The sequence below is a fragment of the Escherichia sp. Marseille-Q3837 genome, from assembly GCF_916618735.1.
GTDB classification, from domain to species: domain Bacteria; phylum Pseudomonadota; class Gammaproteobacteria; order Enterobacterales; family Enterobacteriaceae; genus Escherichia; species Escherichia ruysiae.
In genome coordinates this window covers 2,989,137-3,006,089 of sequence record NZ_CAKAKC010000001.1, presented here as the reverse complement: position 1 = coordinate 3,006,089, position 16,953 = coordinate 2,989,137, and the positions used below count along the sequence as shown (strand labels likewise).

The following is a 16,953-nucleotide window of genomic DNA, read 5'->3' as shown; positions in this document are numbered from 1 at the left end:
AAAGTATTCATTTTGCGGCGTTATCGCCCCAGGCCGATTGAAATGCGCCTCTGTTTAAGGCATAACCCCTCAAAGTCATAAAGTACACTGGCAGCGCGACTGATGATGTCGTTGAGGAGTAGCCATGCATTACCAACCAAAACAAGATTTACTCAATGATCGTATTATCCTGGTAACCGGCGCCAGCGACGGCATTGGTCGTGAAGCCGCTCAGACTTATGCGCGTTATGGCGCGACAGTGATTTTACTGGGACGTAATGAAGAAAAATTACGTCAGGTCGCCCAGCGTATATTCGAAGAGACCGGACGTCATCCACAGTGGTTTATTCTCGATTTACTGACCTGCACATCCGAAGATTGCCATCAACTGGCACAGCGCATTGCCGTTAATTATCCGCGTCTGGACGGCGTTCTGCATAATGCCGGATTGCTTGGCGAAGTTTGCCCGATGAGTGAACAAAATCCGCAGGTCTGGCAGGATGTCATGCAGGTCAACGTTAATGCCACCTTTATGCTGACCCAGGCACTGCTTCCTTTATTACTCAAATCGGACGCCGGTTCGCTGGTCTTTACCTCATCAAGCGTCGGGCGTCAGGGTCGGGCTAATTGGGGTGCATACGCTGCCTCAAAATTTGCCACCGAAGGAATGATGCAGGTACTGGCCGATGAATATCAACAGCGCCTGCGCGTGAACTGCATTAACCCAGGCGGTACGCGCACCGCCATGCGTGCCAGCGCCTTCCCGACGGAAGATCCGCAGAAACTCAAAACCCCCGCTGATATCATGCCACTTTACCTCTGGCTGATGGGCGATGATAGCCGCCGTAAAACCGGCATGACCTTTGACGCCCAACCGGGCCGTAAACCAGGAATTTCCCAATGAGTGATGAACGCTACCAACAGCGTCAGCAGCGAGTTAAAGAAAAAGTGGATGCCCGTGTGGCGCAGGCCCAGGATGAACGCGGCATTATTATCGTTTTTACTGGCAATGGAAAAGGCAAAACCACAGCGGCATTTGGTACGGCAACACGCGCAGTAGGTCACGGAAAAAAAGTGGGCGTCGTGCAATTTATTAAGGGCACCTGGCCTAATGGCGAACGAAATCTGCTGGAGCCGCACGGCGTTGAGTTTCAGGTAATGGCAACTGGCTTCACCTGGGATACGCAAAACCGTGAGTCTGATACCGCTGCCTGCCGCGAAGTCTGGCAACATGCAAAACGAATGCTGGCGGATTCCTCACTGGATATGGTTTTGCTCGATGAGCTGACGTATATGGTGGCGTATGACTATTTGCCACTGGAAGAAGTGGTGCAGGCGTTAAATGAACGTCCACATCAACAGACGGTGATTATCACGGGTCGTGGTTGTCATCGGGATATTCTTGAATTGGCGGATACGGTAAGTGAATTACGCCCCATCAAACATGCGTTTGATGCCGGTGTAAAAGCGCAGATAGGGATTGATTACTAATCTGTAAAAATGCCGGATATGACGTCCGGCATACTTTGATTAACCGTTATTATTACGTCCGCCAGAACGACGACCGCCGCTCACCTGACTGTGACGTTTCACCGCACGACGAATCTGATTCGCCTTCATGCGACGACGGTCTTTTTCTACAGCGACTTTAGAGCTGGTTTCTGGCGGTAGCTCCACCAGTTCGCGCAGATAGTTAGTCTGGGCGAGGTCCAGCTCCGTCCAGCCACCGCGTGGCAGACCTTTTGGCAGTGGGATATCACCGTAACGAACACGGATCAGGCGGCTTACCTGCACACCAACCGCTTCCCACAAACGACGAACTTCACGGTTACGGCCTTCGGTCAGAGTAACGTTGTACCACTGGTTGATCCCTTCGCCGCCGCTGAACTTAATGGTTTTAAAGGCTGCCGGACCATCTTCCAACTGCACGCCACGACTCAAATCACGCAGTTTCGCGTCGTCAACCTGACCAAATACACGCACGGCATATTCACGTTCAACTTCACGGCTTGGGTGCATTAAACGGTTTGCCAGTTCACCGTCGGTGGTGAACAGCAACAGACCACAGGTATTAACGTCGAGACGACCTACGGCAATCCAGCGTGCGCCACGCAACTTCGGCAGACGGTCAAACACTGTTGGACGCCCTTCCGGGTCGTTACGGGTACATAACTCACCTTCCGGCTTGTAATAGGCCAGCACGCGACAAATTTGCTCAGCGGACTCACGCACCGAAATCAGGTGACCATCGATACGAATTTTCAGTCCAGGAGTAACTTCAACGCGATCGCCGAGTTTAGCAATTTTGCCATCAACACTCACACGACCGGCTTCAATAATAGATTCGATTTCACGGCGAGAACCGTGGCCGGCACGCGCCAGCACTTTCTGTAGCTTTTCGCTCATAGAGCTTCCTTTTGGTGTCGCCTTCCCAGGCGTCTGATATGCTTTGTGCAACAGTGAGTCAGAACTTACATCTGACTCACTGATAGTAAAGTCTGTTCGAACTCTTCCGGCCTTAAGTCAACGACATGACGTTTTAACTGGCCTGGCTTTGAGGCGCAACATACTACACTATCTTTAGGGTTAAAGCTTGTTTCGATTAACATCAGCTTGATTACCAGCCACCACCGCCTCCGCCAACTGCGCCACCGCCACCGGCACTACTACCGGAATAACTTCGCCCCAACAAACTGGTATTAGCTCCCAGACTCAGGTGCATCTGTAATGAGAATAAAACGCCGCTACGGGCAATTTCCGGAGCGCGAACAGCCGCTGTAAGTGACGGAGTGATACGTGCTGCCCATTCTCTGCCAAGGTTTGCCGAGACCGCCCAACCTAACAAAGTGTAATCCAGTTTCCGTGTTTCCCCTTTCCGCCGCCGCCCACTGTGCGTTGCCGCCTCTTTACGCGCAATATAGTTGACGATAGCCTCGCCGTGGGCATAACGTTGCTGCCCAGTTTGTGTAAACTGTGGCAGAAAAATATACCCCAGGGCGGTGAGATACCCCGTCAGGAAAACGGCACTAAAATAACCGGCTGGCATATACCAGTAAAAGAACACATCTCCGACATTGATGTAGAGAGAATAGAAAGCCACGCCTGAACAAATCAGTGGTAAAAACAAAGTGATGATTACACAATTAACGCAAGGCTTGTCATCATCGCGGGCAAACAAAAGCGCAAGGGAAGAAAACAAAAAAGGAAGAAGCCAGCAGGTCATGATAAACATATCAGCCACCAGACTCATACCTGCCCAGCCAACGGGACTCAGGTTTCCATAAAAAATGACTGCTAATATCGCCAGTCCGCCCCATTGCAAAAACGCATCCGGTCGGTAAAACGAAGACTTTTTACGCGGCAGATAAAATTTCTGCATCCGTAAAAATGCCCTGCGTAAGACTCTGTTGCGTCTCCCCGTAAGAACGACCTTATCGCCTTTACGAAATAACGCTTCCAGTAATAACTGCTCTGCGGGCAGTAGTACCTCATTATTTCTGGTCGCGCCTTCATTAACACGAATCAGGATTTGCTGGTTCTTGTCATACAGGTCTTCCAGATGAATTTTTCCTTTCACAATCAGATTTACGATATCGGCACAAAAACCTTTATCGTCGTAAACCAGCTTCGCATCGAGACGCAACATGCCAGGCGTGTAATCTGGGGGAATGATTTCAGTTTCACTCACATCTACCGGCGTAAATTGTGGCCTGCGCTTCCAGAGATATAACCATCCACACACCAGTAACAGACACGGTAACCAAATGATAAGAGACGATGTTGAGGGCAAAAAAAGATGGCTAAAAATATTCGTCGTGTGTTGTGCCGGGGCATTATCCAGCAAGGCATGAGGCCAACGGTAGAGTGCAGTGAAATCTTCACGGTAAAACGGATCGCGGGATTCAATTCTTCCGTCCTCAAGGATGCGGCCATTTCGATATGTGTCGCCCTCTTCTCCAGTAAAGAGATCGATTTCGCTAAATGGATTACCCGTAATATCAGGCAACTTGAGTGAAAATCGGGTCTTATAGATTTCAAACGGCCAGTTATTACCAGTTACGTTCCAGATAAGCAGGTCAGAATCACCCTCACGCAGTACAGCATTTTCAACCTGGTAATGAATTTGATAATGATAGTCGCCTTGAGGCAAGAAACGCTGCTTATCGCCCACGACAATACTCATCAACCCGATATGCCAGTCAAGTTGCCAGGGTTCAGGAATACCATCACGAGTGACGCCAATAATGCGATAGTTTAGCAGCGCCGCATCACCATTAGGCTGCATCCATAATCGAGGCAAATCACGATAAAATCCATGCTTAATCTGCTGATTTCTCGCCTGAAAATGAATGTTCTCTTTAATGTCGAGCACCCCATCAGGTTGCATGGTGGCCTCAACATCAAAGAGCGAGATCCCTTCTTCATGATAAGGAATCTCCATGTTTTTCGCGTAACCCAGCGATGAGAAAAGCAGCCCAGCTATCAACAGCAAAATGCAGCGAAATGTCCCTGCCATAATCTTCCATCCGTGGAACGCAATTTTTTATAAGAAAGGCTTCACATCACCTACGCCTTCACGCACCACGACTGGCGTATCATCGGTGAGGTCGATGACCGTTGTCGGTTTCTGGCCGAGATAACCGCCGTGAATGATCAAATCCACCTGTTTTTCCAGACGGTCTTTAATTTCTTCCGGATCGGATTCGGTAAATTCGCTGCCCGGCAGCATCAACGAAGTGGAAAGCATCGGTTCACCCAGCACCTCAAGTAACGCCTGGGCGATGGGGTTTGACGGCACGCGCATCCCGATGGTTTTACGTTTTTCCTGTAACAGGCGGCGTGGCACTTCCTTCGTCCCCTTAAGGATGAAGGTATAGTTACCTGGCGTGTTGTTTTTCATCAGACGAAACGCGACGTTATCCACAAAGGAATAGGTCGAGAGTTCAGAAAGATCGCGACACATCAGGGTAAAGTTGTGACCGTCCGGCAGCTGGCGAATACGACAAATACGCTCCATGGCGTTTTTATCTTCAATTTTACAGCCGAGCGCATAGCCGGAATCGGTTGGATAGACAATCACCCCGCCTTTACGCACGATCTCCACCGCCTGATTGATCAGACGTTGCTGCGGGTTATCAGGATGAATATAAAAAAACTGACTCATAATTCCCTCTCTGTGGTGTTCTGCGGCTGTTCCCATAGCTGCCAGACGCCTTCAACACCTGCGGGCAGCCAGAGTTTACGACCCAGTTCGATCCACGGGCATGGCTGATGAAAATCAGATCCTTGTGATGCCCATAAATGGTGCTGACGCGCAAGTGTCGCCAGTTGGGTGCGTTCATTGGGCGATTGCTGGCACTGCGCGACTTCCATCGCGTCGCCGTGGTGTTCGGCAAAATGCGCAACCAATCTTTTCAGCCATTTAGCACTAAGATTGTACCGCCCAGGATGAGCTAGTACCGCCTTACCGCCAGAATGATGAATGACATCAATAGCTTGTTCTATTGTACACCACTGTGGCGGAACGTATCCGGTTTTCCCGCGCGCCAGATACTTTTTAAAGACATCCGCCATTGAACTGGCTTTGCCGCACTCCACAAGGAAACGAGCAAAATGACCGCGCGTCACCGCACCGCCCTGCGCCAGCCGTTGCGCGCCTTCCAGCGCACCAGGTATTTGCGCTTTTTCAAGTCTTTCGGCAATTAGCTGCGCCCGCTGATTGCGCCGTTCTGTCTGCTGCGCGAGGAACTCACACATTAGCGGATGAGTAATATCAATATTCAGCCCGACAATATGAATTTCATGATTTTCCCAGACCGTGGAAATTTCCACGCCGGGAATAAGATTCAGCGCCAACCCCGAACGTGAAATTTCCTCTCTTGCTGGCGCGATTGCGGCTGTGGTGTCATGGTCGGTGATCGCCAGGGTGCCGACGCGCATCTCGACTGCACGGTGCACCAATGCTTCTGGCGTCAGACAGCCATCGGAAGCTGTCGTATGGCTGTGCAGGTCGTAAATCACTGCGTAATTCGTGTCGCTCAAGGCGCACTCCCGTTCTGGATAATGTTTTTTGCGCCGACATCATAACGGTTCTGGCAAATATTCTGAAATGAGCTGTTGACAATTAATCATTGAACTAGTTAACTAGTACGCAAGTTCACGCAAAAAGGGTATCGACAATGAAAGCAATTTTCGTACTGAAAGGTTGGTGGCGCACTTCCTGAAACGGGCAGTGTATTCACCATGCGTAAAGCAATCAGATACCCAGCCCGCCTAATCAGCGGGCTTTTTTTTGAACAAAATTAGAGAATAACAATGCAAACACAAAAACCGAATCTCGAATTGCTAACCTGCGAAGGCGCTTATCGCGACAATCCCACCGCGCTTTTTCACCAGTTGTGTGGGGATCGTCCGGCAACGCTGCTGCTGGAATCCGCAGATATCGACAGCAAAGATGATTTAAAAAGCCTGCTGCTGGTAGACAGTGCGCTGCGCATTACAGCACTAGGTGACACTGTCACAATCCAGGCGCTTTCCGGCAATGGCGAAACCCTGCTGACACTACTGGATAACGCCCTGCCTGCGGGGGTGGAAAATGAACAATCACCAAACTGCCGTGTGCTGCGCTTCCCCCCTGTCAGTCCACTGCTGGATGAAGACGCCCGCTTATGCTCCCTTTCGGTTTTTGACGCTTTCCGCTTATTGCAGAATCTGTTGAATGTACCGAAGGAAGAACGGGAAGCGATGTTCTTTGGCGGCCTGTTCTCTTATGACCTGGTCGCGGGGTTTGAAGATTTACCGCAATTGTCAGCGGAAAATAACTGCCCTGATTTCTGTTTTTATCTCGCTGAAACGCTGATGGTGATTGACCATCAGAAAAAAAGCACCCGCATTCAGGCCAGCCTGTTTGCGCCGAATGAAGAAGAAAAACAGCGTCTCACTGCACGCCTGAACGAACTACGTCAGCAACTGACCGAAGCCGCGCCGCCGCTGCCAGTGGTTTCCGTACCGCATATGCGTTGTGAATGTAATCAGAGCGATGAAGAGTTCGGTGGCGTAGTGCGTTCGTTGCAAAAAGCGATTCGCGCCGGAGAAATTTTCCAGGTCGTCCCCTCTCGCCGTTTCTCACTGCCCTGCCCGTCATCGCTGGCAGCCTATTACGTGCTGAAAAAGAGTAACCCCAGCCCGTATATGTTTTTTATGCAGGATGATGATTTCACTCTGTTCGGTGCGTCGCCGGAAAGTTCGCTCAAGTATGACGCCACCAGCCGCCAGATTGAAATCTACCCGATTGCAGGAACACGCCCACGAGGTCGTCGCGCCGATGGTTCACTGGACAGAGACCTCGACAGCCGCATAGAACTGGAGATGCGTACCAACCATAAAGAGCTTTCGGAACATCTGATGCTGGTGGATCTCGCCCGTAATGATCTGGCACGCATTTGCACCCCCGGCAGCCGCTACGTTGCCGACCTCACCAAAGTTGACCGTTACTCTTACGTGATGCATCTCGTCTCCCGCGTTGTCGGTGAATTGCGCCACGATCTTGACGCCCTGCACGCTTATCGCGCCTGTATGAATATGGGCACATTAAGCGGTGCGCCGAAAGTGCGCGCCATGCAGTTAATTGCCGAAGCGGAAGGTCGTCGACGCGGCAGTTACGGCGGCGCGGTAGGTTATTTCACCGCACACGGCGATCTCGACACCTGCATTGTGATCCGCTCGGCACTGGTGGAAAACGGCATCGCCACCGTGCAGGCCGGTGCTGGCGTGGTTCTTGATTCTGTTCCGCAGTCGGAAGCCGACGAAACCCGTAATAAAGCCCGCGCTGTACTGCGCGCTATCGCCACCGCGCATCATGCACAGGAGACTTTCTGATGGCTGACATTCTGCTGCTCGATAATATCGACTCTTTTACTTACAACCTGGCAGATCAGTTGCGCAGCAATGGTCATAACGTGGTGATTTACCGCAACCATATTCCGGCGCAGACCTTAATTGAACGCCTGGCGACGATGAGCAATCCGGTGCTGATGCTTTCTCCTGGCCCCGGTGTGCCGAGCGAAGCGGGTTGTATGCCGGAGCTGCTTACTCGTCTGCGCGGCAAGCTGCCGATTATTGGCATTTGCCTCGGTCATCAGGCGATTGTCGAAGCCTATGGGGGTTATGTCGGCCAGGCGGGCGAAATTCTGCACGGTAAAGCGTCGAGCATTGAACATGACGGTCAGGCGATGTTTGCCGGGTTAACAAACCCTCTGCCAGTGGCGCGTTATCACTCGCTGGTGGGCAGTAACATTCCGGCCGGTTTAACCATCAACGCCCATTTTAATGGCATGGTGATGGCGGTTCGTCATGATGCGGATCGCGTCTGTGGATTCCAGTTCCATCCGGAATCCATTCTCACCACCCAGGGCGCTCGCTTGCTGGAACAAACGCTGGCCTGGGCGCAGCAAAAGCTGGAACCCACCAACACGCTGCAACCGATTCTGGAAAAACTGTATCAGGCGCAGACCCTTAGCCAGCAGGAAAGCCACCAGCTATTTTCAGCAGTGGTACGTGGTGAACTGAAGCCGGAACAACTGGCGGCGGCGCTGGTGAGCATGAAAATTCGCGGCGAGCACCCGAACGAAATCGCCGGAGCAGCAACTGCGCTTCTGGAAAACGCTGCGCCGTTCCCGCGCCCGGATTATCTGTTTGCCGATATTGTCGGCACCGGCGGTGACGGCAGCAACAGTATCAACATTTCTACCGCCAGTGCTTTTGTTGCAGCAGCCTGTGGGCTGAAAGTGGCGAAACACGGCAACCGCAGCGTCTCCAGTAAATCGGGTTCTTCGGATCTGCTGGCGGCGTTCGGTATTAATCTTGATATGAACGCCGATAAATCGCGCCAGGCGCTGGATGAGTTAGGCGTCTGTTTCCTCTTTGCACCGAAATATCACACCGGATTCCGCCACGCGATGCCGGTTCGTCAGCAACTGAAAACCCGCACTCTGTTCAACGTGCTGGGGCCATTGATTAACCCGGCGCATCCGCCGCTGGCGTTAATTGGTGTTTATAGTCCGGAGCTGGTACTGCCGATTGCCGAAACGCTGCGCGTGTTGGGGTATCAACGCGCAGCGGTTGTGCACAGCGGCGGAATGGATGAAGTTTCGTTACACGCACCAACGATTGTTGCCGAGTTGCACGATGGCGAAATTAAAAGCTATCAGTTGACCGCAGAAGATTTTGGCCTGACGCCCTACCACCAGGAACAACTGGCAGGCGGAACGCCGGAAGAAAACCGTGACATTTTAACACGTTTGTTACAAGGTAAAGGCGACGCCGCCCATGAGGCAGCCGTCGCGGCGAATGTCGCCATGTTAATGCGCCTGCATGGCCAGGAAGATCTGCAAGCCAATGCGCAAACCGTTCTTGAGGTACTGCGTAGTGGTTCCGCTTACGACAGAGTCACCGCACTGGCGGCACGAGGGTAAATGATGCAAACCGTTTTAGCGAAAATCGTCGCGGACAAGGCGATTTGGGTAGAAGCCCGTAAACAGCAGCAACCACTTGCCAGTTTTCAGAATGAAATTCAGCCGAGCACGCGACATTTTTATGATGCGCTACAAGGTGCACGTACCGCATTTATTCTGGAATGCAAGAAAGCGTCGCCATCAAAAGGCGTGATCCGTGATGATTTCGATCCGGCACGCATTGCCTCGATTTATAAGCATTACGCTTCGGCAATTTCGGTGCTGACTGATGAGAAATATTTCCAGGGAAGCTTTGATTTCCTCCCCATCGTCAGCCAAATCGCGCCACAGCCGATTTTATGTAAAGACTTTATTATCGACCCTTACCAGATCTATCTGGCGCGCTATTACCAGGCTGATGCCTGCTTATTAATGCTTTCAGTGCTGGACGACGAATCGTATCGCCAGCTTGCAGCCGTCGCCCACAGTCTGGAGATGGGTGTGCTGACTGAAGTCAGTAATGAAGAGGAACTGGAGCGCGCCATTGCATTGGGGGCAAAGGTCGTTGGCATCAACAACCGCGATCTGCGTGATTTGTCGATTGATCTCAACCGTACCCGCGAGCTTGCGCCGAAACTGGGGCACAACGTGACGGTAATCAGCGAATCCGGCATCAATACTTACGCTCAGGTGCGCGAGTTAAGCCACTTCGCTAACGGTTTTCTGATTGGTTCGGCGTTGATGGCCCATGACGATTTGCACGCCGCCGTGCGTCGGGTGTTGCTGGGTGAGAATAAAGTATGTGGCCTGACGCGTGGGCAAGATGCTAAAGCAGCTTATGACGCGGGCGCGATTTACGGTGGGTTGATTTTTGTTGCGACATCACCACGTTGCGTCAACGTTGAACAGGCGCAGGAAGTGATGGCTGCGGCACCGTTGCAGTATGTTGGCGTGTTCCGCAATCACGATATTGCCGATGTGGCAGGCAAAGCTAAGGTGTTATCGCTGGTGGCAGTGCAACTGCATGGCAGTGAAGATCAGCAATATATCGACGCACTGCGTGATGCTCTGCCAGCAAACGTTGCCATCTGGAAAGCATTGAGCGTTGGAGAAACCCTGCCCGCGCGCGATTTTCAGCACGTTGATAAATATGTTTTCGATAACGGCCAGGGCGGAAGCGGGCAACGTTTCGACTGGTCACTGTTAAACGGTCAATCACTTGGCAACGTTCTGCTGGCGGGTGGCTTAGGCGCAGATAACTGCGTGGAAGCGGCACAAACCGGCTGCGCCGGGCTTGATTTTAATTCTGCTGTAGAGTCGCAACCGGGCATCAAAGACGCACGTCTTTTGGCCTCGGTTTTCCAGACACTGCGCGCATATTAAGGAAAGGAACAATGACAACATTACTTAACCCGTATTTTGGTGAGTTTGGCGGCATGTACGTGCCACAAATCCTGATGCCTGCCCTGCGCCAGCTGGAAGAAGCCTTCGTCAGCGCACAAAAAGATCCAGAATTTCAGGCGCAGTTTAATGATCTGCTAAAAAACTATGCCGGACGCCCGACCGCGCTGACCAAATGCCAGAATATTACGGCCGGCACTAACACCACGTTGTACCTGAAGCGTGAAGATTTACTGCACGGCGGCGCACATAAAACAAACCAGGTGCTAGGTCAGGCCTTACTGGCGAAGCGGATGGGTAAAACCGAAATCATCGCCGAAACCGGTGCCGGTCAGCATGGTGTGGCGTCTGCCCTTGCCAGCGCCCTGCTTGGCCTGAAATGTCGAATTTATATGGGTGCCAAAGACGTCGAACGTCAGTCGCCCAACGTTTTTCGTATGCGCTTAATGGGCGCGGAAGTGATTCCGGTACATAGCGGTTCCGCGACGCTGAAAGATGCTTGTAACGAGGCACTGCGCGACTGGTCCGGAAGTTATGAAACCGCGCACTACATGCTGGGCACCGCAGCTGGCCCGCATCCTTACCCGACCATTGTGCGTGAGTTTCAACGGATGATTGGCGAAGAAACCAAAGCACAGATTCTGGAAAGAGAAGGTCGCCTACCGGACGCCGTTATCGCCTGTGTTGGCGGCGGTTCGAATGCCATCGGGATGTTTGCTGATTTCATCAACGAAACCGACGTTGGCCTGATTGGGGTGGAACCAGGCGGTCACGGTATCGAAACCGGCGAGCACGGTGCACCATTGAAACATGGTCGTGTGGGCATCTATTTCGGTATGAAAGCGCCGATGATGCAGACAGAAGACGGGCAGATTGAAGAATCTTACTCCATCTCAGCCGGGCTGGATTTCCCGTCTGTCGGCCCGCAACACGCGTATCTCAACAGCACTGGACGCGCTGATTATGTCTCAATTACCGATGATGAAGCACTGGACGCCTTTAAAACGCTGTGCCTGCATGAAGGGATTATTCCGGCGCTGGAATCCTCCCATGCCCTGGCTCATGCGCTGAAAATGATGCGCGAAAACCCGGAAAAAGAGCAGCTGCTGGTGGTTAACCTTTCCGGTCGCGGCGACAAAGACATCTTCACCGTTCACGATATTTTGAAAGCACGAGGGGAAATCTGATGGAACGCTATGAAACTCTGTTTGCCCGTTTGAAGGAGCGCAAAGAAGGCGCATTCGTTCCTTTCGTCACGCTCGGTGATCCGGGCATTGAGCAGTCGCTGAAAATTATCGATACGCTAATTGAAGCCGGTGCTGACGCGCTGGAGTTAGGCATCCCCTTCTCTGACCCGCTGGCAGATGGCCCGACGATTCAAAACGCCACACTGCGTGCTTTTGCGGCGGGTGTGACCCCGGCACAATGTTTTGAAATGCTGGCACTGATTCGCCAGAAACACCCGAATATTCCCATTGGCCTTCTGATGTATGCCAACCTGGTGTTTAACAAAGGTATTGATGAGTTTTATGCCCAATGCGAGAAACTCGGCGTCGATTCGGTGCTGGTTGCCGATGTGCCCGTGGAAGAGTCTGCGCCCTTCCGCCAGGCTGCGTTGCGCCATAACGTCGCACCTATATTTATCTGCCCGCCGAATGCCGACGATGATTTGCTGCGTCAGATAGCCTCTTATGGTCGTGGTTACACCTATTTATTGTCGCGTGCGGGCGTGACCGGCGCAGAAAACCGCGCCGCGTTACCCCTCAATCATCTGGTTGCGAAGCTGAAAGAGTACAACGCTGCACCTCCATTGCAGGGATTTGGTATTTCCGCCCCGGATCAGGTAAAAGCAGCGATTGATGCAGGAGCTGCGGGCGCGATTTCTGGTTCGGCCATTGTTAAAATCATCGAGCAACATATTGATGAGCCAGAGAAAATGTTGGTGGCATTGAAAGCTTTTATACAACCGATGAAAGCGGCAACACGCAGTTAATCCCACAGCCGTCAGTTCTGCTGGCGGCATTTTGTATTCCTTTAACGAAGCCAGAAAAATCTTAATTTTATTTATTATTTGCCTTTTTACCGTTTCGCTTAACCCTAACATACGTCAACTTACGTCATTTTTCCGCCCAATAGTAATATAATCAAACAAATTAATCCCGCAACATAACACCAGTAAAATCAATAATTTTTCCTAAGTCACTTATTCCTCAGGCAATTATTAATATATCCAGAACCTTCCTCAAAATATATTTTCCACCCTCCCTCCTTGTCACGCTTAATTTGACTAATTCTTATTAGCAACTAATTTTAATGAGTGTCGACACACAACACTCATATTAGTCAAACAATGCAACGTAACGGGAGAAATAACATGGCCGAACATCGTGGTGGTTCAGGAAATTTCGCCGAAGATCGTGAGAAGGCATCCGACGCAGGTCGTAAAGGTGGTCAGCACAGCGGCGGTAATTTTAAAAACGATCCGCAACGCGCATCCGAAGCGGGTAAAAAAGGCGGTCAACAAAGCGGTGGTAATAAATCAGGAAAATCCTGATCCACCGTTAATTATTAATATCAGCTGATAAAGATAATTGTATCTGCGGGCCGTATGGCTCGCAGTGATTTCACTGGAGAAAAATATGAATATGAAGACTATTGAAGATGTATTTATTCACCTGCTTTCAGACACCTACAGCGCAGAAAAACAATTAACCCGGGCACTGGCAAAATTCGCCAGAGCAACATCAAACGAAAAACTAAGTCAGGCTTTTCATGCGCACCTTGAGGAAACTCATGGACAGATAGAACGTATTGATCAAGTCGTAGAATCCGAATCAAATCTTAAAATTAAACGCATGAAGTGCGTAGCAATGGAAGGACTCATTGAAGAAGCTAATGAGGTCATTGAGAGCACAGAAAAAAACGAAGTGCGTGACGCCGCGCTCATTGCTGCTGCACAGAAAGTCGAGCACTATGAAATTGCCAGTTACGGGACCTTAGCGACACTGGCTGAACAATTAGGTTACCGTAAAGCAGCGAAGCTTCTGAAAGAAACTCTGGAAGAAGAAAAGGCCACAGACATCAAACTGACTGATCTGGCTCTTAATAACGTAAATAAGAAAGCCGAAAATAAAGCCTGAAATATGAACTTCAACTTTCAGTAATTTTATAAAGAGGACATTTTCATGAATCGTATTGAACATTATCATGACTGGCTACGTGACGCCCACGCAATGGAAAAGCAAGCCGAATCTATGCTTGAATCCATGGCCAGCCGTATAGATAATTATCCTGAACTACGCGCTCGTATTGAACAACATCTTAGTGAAACCAAAAACCAGATTGTTCAACTGGAAACTATTCTTGATCGTAATGACATTTCACGTTCAGTCATTAAAGATTCCATGAGTAAAATGGCTGCGCTTGGGCAGTCAATCGGTGGTATTTTTCCTTCTGATGAAATTGTCAAAGGTTCCATTAGCGGCTATGTCTTCGAGCAATTTGAAATCGCCTGCTATACCTCACTATTAGCTGCGGCAAAAAATGCCGGTGATACAGCCTCTATTCCGGTCATCGAAGCGATTTTAAATGAGGAAAAGCAGATGGCCGACTGGCTAATTCAGCATATTCCGCAAACAACTGAAAAATTTTTAATTCGTGCTGAAACTGATGGCGTAGAAGCGAAGAAATAATACCCTTTATACCATGTCCTTATTGACCCCGTAATTACGGGGTCATTTTTGCGGGGAATTAAAAACGATATCCTGCGGAGAACATAAACACCCACGGATCGAGGCGTACACTGTCGTGTTGCTGTGCACCGCCCAGTTTATAATTTGCGGTAGTATCAATATCCATGTACCAGACTGACATGTTAACCAACCAGTCACGGTTAATCAGATAATCCACCCCAACCTGCCCGGCAGCGCCCCAGGAATCTTTCAGACTGAGATCGGAAAGCCCGGCCTCTTTGCCATGATCGTTAAATCCATTATCAAAGAACGTGGTGTAGTTAATACCGGCACCAACGTAAGGACGGAATTTGCTGCTGGCATCACCAAAATACCACTGCGCCATCAGTGTTGGCGGCAGATGATGGACTGTTGCAATATCACCGGTCGCGCGAGTACCGATTTTATGGCGGAAAGGCGTCGCTGCCAGTAATTCAACACCGATATTGTCAGTCGCCATATACGTAAACGTCAGGCCCAACTGAGTGTTATTAGTCACGCTAAATCCCCCCAGACTTCCTAACGTACCACCAGCGCCTTCTGTCGGACGCACAGTCGCAGAACCTGCACGCATAAAAAACTCGCCTGCTTCATGCGCAAAGGCTGTGCCAGAGAGAAGTGTTGTTACTGCCAAAGCCGCCACTGTTAATTTTTTCATATCCGCTCCGTCGTTATGGTTATAAAAACGTGACAAATATACCTACATTGGGGTAACAAATGATCCTACACAGATCACACTACATCCTCTAAATCACCCTTTATTGATCTGGATTAATTTAGAAGTTGCATCACAAATCCTGGTTAATGTGATTTAAATCAATTTTCGAATATTTGCGCTGCGCAAATATTAACGCGCTCGCCACTTGCTCCCGTCTGCACACATAAATGCCAACAATTACCTCCGCTTTACAAAGATATGCTTTTCCATACATGACCTGATGCTGCCACTGAGAGGCTAACCAGGGTACAATTGCCCGCTAATTAACACCTGCATAAAACTCAAGGAGAGTGCATGTCTATCACGGCGCAGTCCGTATACCGTGACACCGGAAATTTCTTCCGTAATCAATTTATGACCATTCTGTTGGTATCGTTGCTTTGTGCATTTATCACAGTGGTGTTAGGACATGTTTTCTCACCCAGTGACGCTCAACTTGCGCAGCTCAATGACGGTGTACCCGTTAGTGGCGGCGGTGGGTTGTTCGACCTGGTACAAAATATGTCCCCGGAACAACAGCAGATTTTGCTGCGTGCATCCGCTGCTTCTACCTTTTCAGGATTAATCGGTAACGCCATTCTTGCGGGCGGCGTATTATTAATGATCCAGCTAGTGTCCGCCGGTCAGCGGGTCAGCGCATTACGGGCAATTGGCGCGAGCGCTCCGGTATTACCGAAGCTATTCTTGCTAATCCTCCTGACAACATTGATTGTGCAAATAGGCATCATGCTGGTGGTCGTTCCTGGTATCATCATGGCCATCCTGCTGGCGTTGGCTCCCGTGATGCTGGTCCAGGATAAAATGGGCGTTTTCGCCTCCATGCGCAGCAGTATGCGGCTGACATGGGCGAATATGCGTCTGGTGGCACCTGCGGTATTGAGCTGGTTGCTGGCAAAAACACTGTTGTTGCTGTTTGCCTCTTCGTTTGCCGCATTAACCCCAGAAATTGGCGCTGTACTGGCGAACACCTTGAGCAACCTGATTTCAGCCGTATTGCTCATCTATCTGTTCCGTCTGTACATGTTGATTCGCCAATAACCCTAAGTATTTGATTACGGAATCGTAAAATGAAGCAGTTTCTTGATTTTCTACCGCTGGTTGTCTTCTTCGCGTTCTATAAGATTTATGACATCTATGCGGCAACTGCGGCGCTGATCGTCGCCACAGCGATTGTGCTTATTTATAGCTGGGTTCGCTTTCGTAAGGTTGAGAAGATGGCTCTGATCACCTTTGTTCTGGTGGTTGTCTTCGGTGGTCTGACGCTATTCTTCCACAATGATGAGTTTATTAAATGGAAGGTCACCGTAATTTACGCACTGTTTGCCGGTGCTCTGTTGGTTAGCCAATGGGTAATGAAAAAGCCGCTGATTCAACGTATGTTGGGTAAAGAGCTTACCCTGCCGCAGCCAGTATGGTCGAAGTTGAATCTGGCCTGGGCAGTCTTTTTTATCCTTTGCGGGCTGGCAAACATCTATATCGCTTTCTGGCTACCACAAAATATTTGGGTCAACTTCAAAGTGTTCGGTCTGACCGCCCTCACCTTAATCTTCACGCTGTTAAGCGGTATCTATATCTACCGCCACATGCCACAGGAAGATAAATCATAACCAGACTGCCAGTCCTTCGGGGCTGGCGCTGTATCTCCTCTGTTCTCCTCAGGAAAATCATAGTA

General features: G+C 50.3%; 18 protein-coding genes and 1 other annotated feature. Of the genes, 13 read left to right on the top strand and 5 right to left on the bottom strand.

All coding sequences use genetic code 11. From position 1 onward, the window contains the following. The first annotated feature begins 124 nt into the window (after positions 1-124). A complete protein-coding gene (locus LG381_RS14355; protein ID WP_085460781.1) occupies positions 125-883 on the top strand; it encodes a YciK family oxidoreductase in 759 nt (252 codons plus the stop codon). Further along, positions 880-1,470, top strand: coding sequence for a cob(I)yrinic acid a,c-diamide adenosyltransferase (gene cobO / locus LG381_RS14350; protein ID WP_001278904.1), 591 nt, complete (start codon positions 880-882; stop codon positions 1,468-1,470). Before LG381_RS14355 ends, cobO begins: the two co-directional genes overlap by 4 nt. Before the next feature lie 39 nt (positions 1,471-1,509). Here cobO and rluB read toward each other — a convergent pair whose 3' ends face one another. The 4 genes from rluB to rnm form a co-directional block, all read right to left on the bottom strand. Beyond that, on the bottom strand, positions 1,510-2,385 hold the full coding sequence (gene rluB / locus LG381_RS14345) for a 23S rRNA pseudouridine(2605) synthase RluB (protein WP_001291217.1): 876 nt from the start codon (positions 2,383-2,385) through the stop codon (positions 1,510-1,512). Positions 2,386-2,596: 211 nt separating this feature from the next. Further along, positions 2,597-4,495 carry a DUF2207 domain-containing protein gene (locus LG381_RS14340; protein ID WP_225762564.1) on the bottom strand — a complete coding sequence of 633 codons (1,899 nt, stop codon included), beginning with the start codon at positions 4,493-4,495 and terminating at the stop codon, positions 2,597-2,599. A gap of 27 nt (positions 4,496-4,522) precedes the next feature. Continuing rightward, positions 4,523-5,143, bottom strand: a complete 621-nt coding sequence (locus LG381_RS14335) for an L-threonylcarbamoyladenylate synthase (RefSeq protein WP_001516499.1) — start codon at positions 5,141-5,143, stop codon at positions 4,523-4,525. Beyond that, positions 5,140-6,021 (bottom strand): RNase AM, encoded by an 882-nt coding sequence (rnm, locus tag LG381_RS14330; protein ID WP_001285663.1) that lies wholly within the window; start codon positions 6,019-6,021, stop codon positions 5,140-5,142. Before rnm ends, LG381_RS14335 begins: the two co-directional genes overlap by 4 nt. Before the next feature lie 137 nt (positions 6,022-6,158). On the opposite strand from rnm, the gene trpL reads away from it, so the two are divergent. The 9 genes from trpL (at position 6,159) to LG381_RS14285 (ending at position 14,524) form a co-directional block, all read left to right on the top strand. Then, on the top strand, positions 6,159-6,203 hold the full coding sequence (gene trpL / locus LG381_RS14325; protein WP_001700591.1) for a trp operon leader peptide: 45 nt from the start codon (positions 6,159-6,161) through the stop codon (positions 6,201-6,203). Further along, positions 6,180-6,273: a sequence feature (Trp leader region), on the top strand. Its footprint overlaps the gene before it by 24 nt. Positions 6,274-6,294: 21 nt before the next feature. Beyond that, positions 6,295-7,857 carry an anthranilate synthase component I gene (gene trpE / locus LG381_RS14320; RefSeq protein WP_225762563.1) on the top strand — a complete coding sequence of 521 codons (1,563 nt, stop codon included), beginning with the start codon at positions 6,295-6,297 and terminating at the stop codon, positions 7,855-7,857. Continuing rightward, complete coding sequence (gene trpD / locus LG381_RS14315; RefSeq protein WP_016158394.1) at positions 7,857-9,452, top strand: bifunctional anthranilate synthase glutamate amidotransferase component TrpG/anthranilate phosphoribosyltransferase TrpD; 1,596 nt, start codon at positions 7,857-7,859, stop codon at positions 9,450-9,452. The genes trpE and trpD overlap by 1 nt, the downstream gene beginning before the upstream one ends. Beyond that, on the top strand, positions 9,453-10,814 hold the full coding sequence (trpCF, locus tag LG381_RS14310; RefSeq protein WP_225762562.1) for a bifunctional indole-3-glycerol-phosphate synthase TrpC/phosphoribosylanthranilate isomerase TrpF: 1,362 nt from the start codon (positions 9,453-9,455) through the stop codon (positions 10,812-10,814). It begins immediately after the preceding gene. A gap of 11 nt (positions 10,815-10,825) precedes the next feature. After that, entirely contained in the window at positions 10,826-12,019 is a 1,194-nt protein-coding gene (trpB, locus tag LG381_RS14305; RefSeq protein ID WP_000209511.1) for a tryptophan synthase subunit beta, read from the top strand. Next, the gene (trpA, locus tag LG381_RS14300) at positions 12,019-12,825 is read left to right on the top strand and encodes a tryptophan synthase subunit alpha (RefSeq protein ID WP_225762561.1); all 807 of its coding nucleotides are present in this window, start codon (positions 12,019-12,021) and stop codon (positions 12,823-12,825) included. The genes trpB and trpA overlap by 1 nt, the downstream gene beginning before the upstream one ends. Before the next feature lie 381 nt (positions 12,826-13,206). Further along, positions 13,207-13,386, top strand: coding sequence for a general stress protein (locus LG381_RS14295; protein WP_000807651.1), 180 nt, complete (start codon positions 13,207-13,209; stop codon positions 13,384-13,386). An 85-nt stretch (positions 13,387-13,471) separates the two neighbouring features. Next, complete coding sequence (locus tag LG381_RS14290) at positions 13,472-13,972, top strand: ferritin-like domain-containing protein (protein ID WP_001056485.1); 501 nt, start codon at positions 13,472-13,474, stop codon at positions 13,970-13,972. Positions 13,973-14,017: 45 nt separating this feature from the next. Further along, complete coding sequence (locus tag LG381_RS14285) at positions 14,018-14,524, top strand: DUF892 family protein (protein WP_001079506.1); 507 nt, start codon at positions 14,018-14,020, stop codon at positions 14,522-14,524. A gap of 58 nt (positions 14,525-14,582) precedes the next feature. Here the strand turns inward: LG381_RS14285 and ompW are convergent, their stop codons facing one another. Beyond that, complete coding sequence (gene ompW, locus LG381_RS14280) at positions 14,583-15,221, bottom strand: outer membrane protein OmpW (protein ID WP_000737249.1); 639 nt, start codon at positions 15,219-15,221, stop codon at positions 14,583-14,585. Positions 15,222-15,575: 354 nt separating this feature from the next. Between ompW and LG381_RS14275 the strand changes: the two genes are divergently transcribed. Together LG381_RS14275 and LG381_RS14270 are read left to right on the top strand one after the other, a co-directional pair. Beyond that, positions 15,576-16,319, top strand: a complete 744-nt coding sequence (locus LG381_RS14275) for a YciC family protein (RefSeq protein WP_000028528.1) — start codon at positions 15,576-15,578, stop codon at positions 16,317-16,319. Positions 16,320-16,348: 29 nt separating this feature from the next. Next, positions 16,349-16,888: a septation protein A gene (locus LG381_RS14270; protein ID WP_000808667.1), complete on the top strand. Its 540-nt coding sequence runs from the start codon at positions 16,349-16,351 to the stop codon at positions 16,886-16,888. The last annotated feature ends 65 nt before the right edge of the window (positions 16,889-16,953 follow it).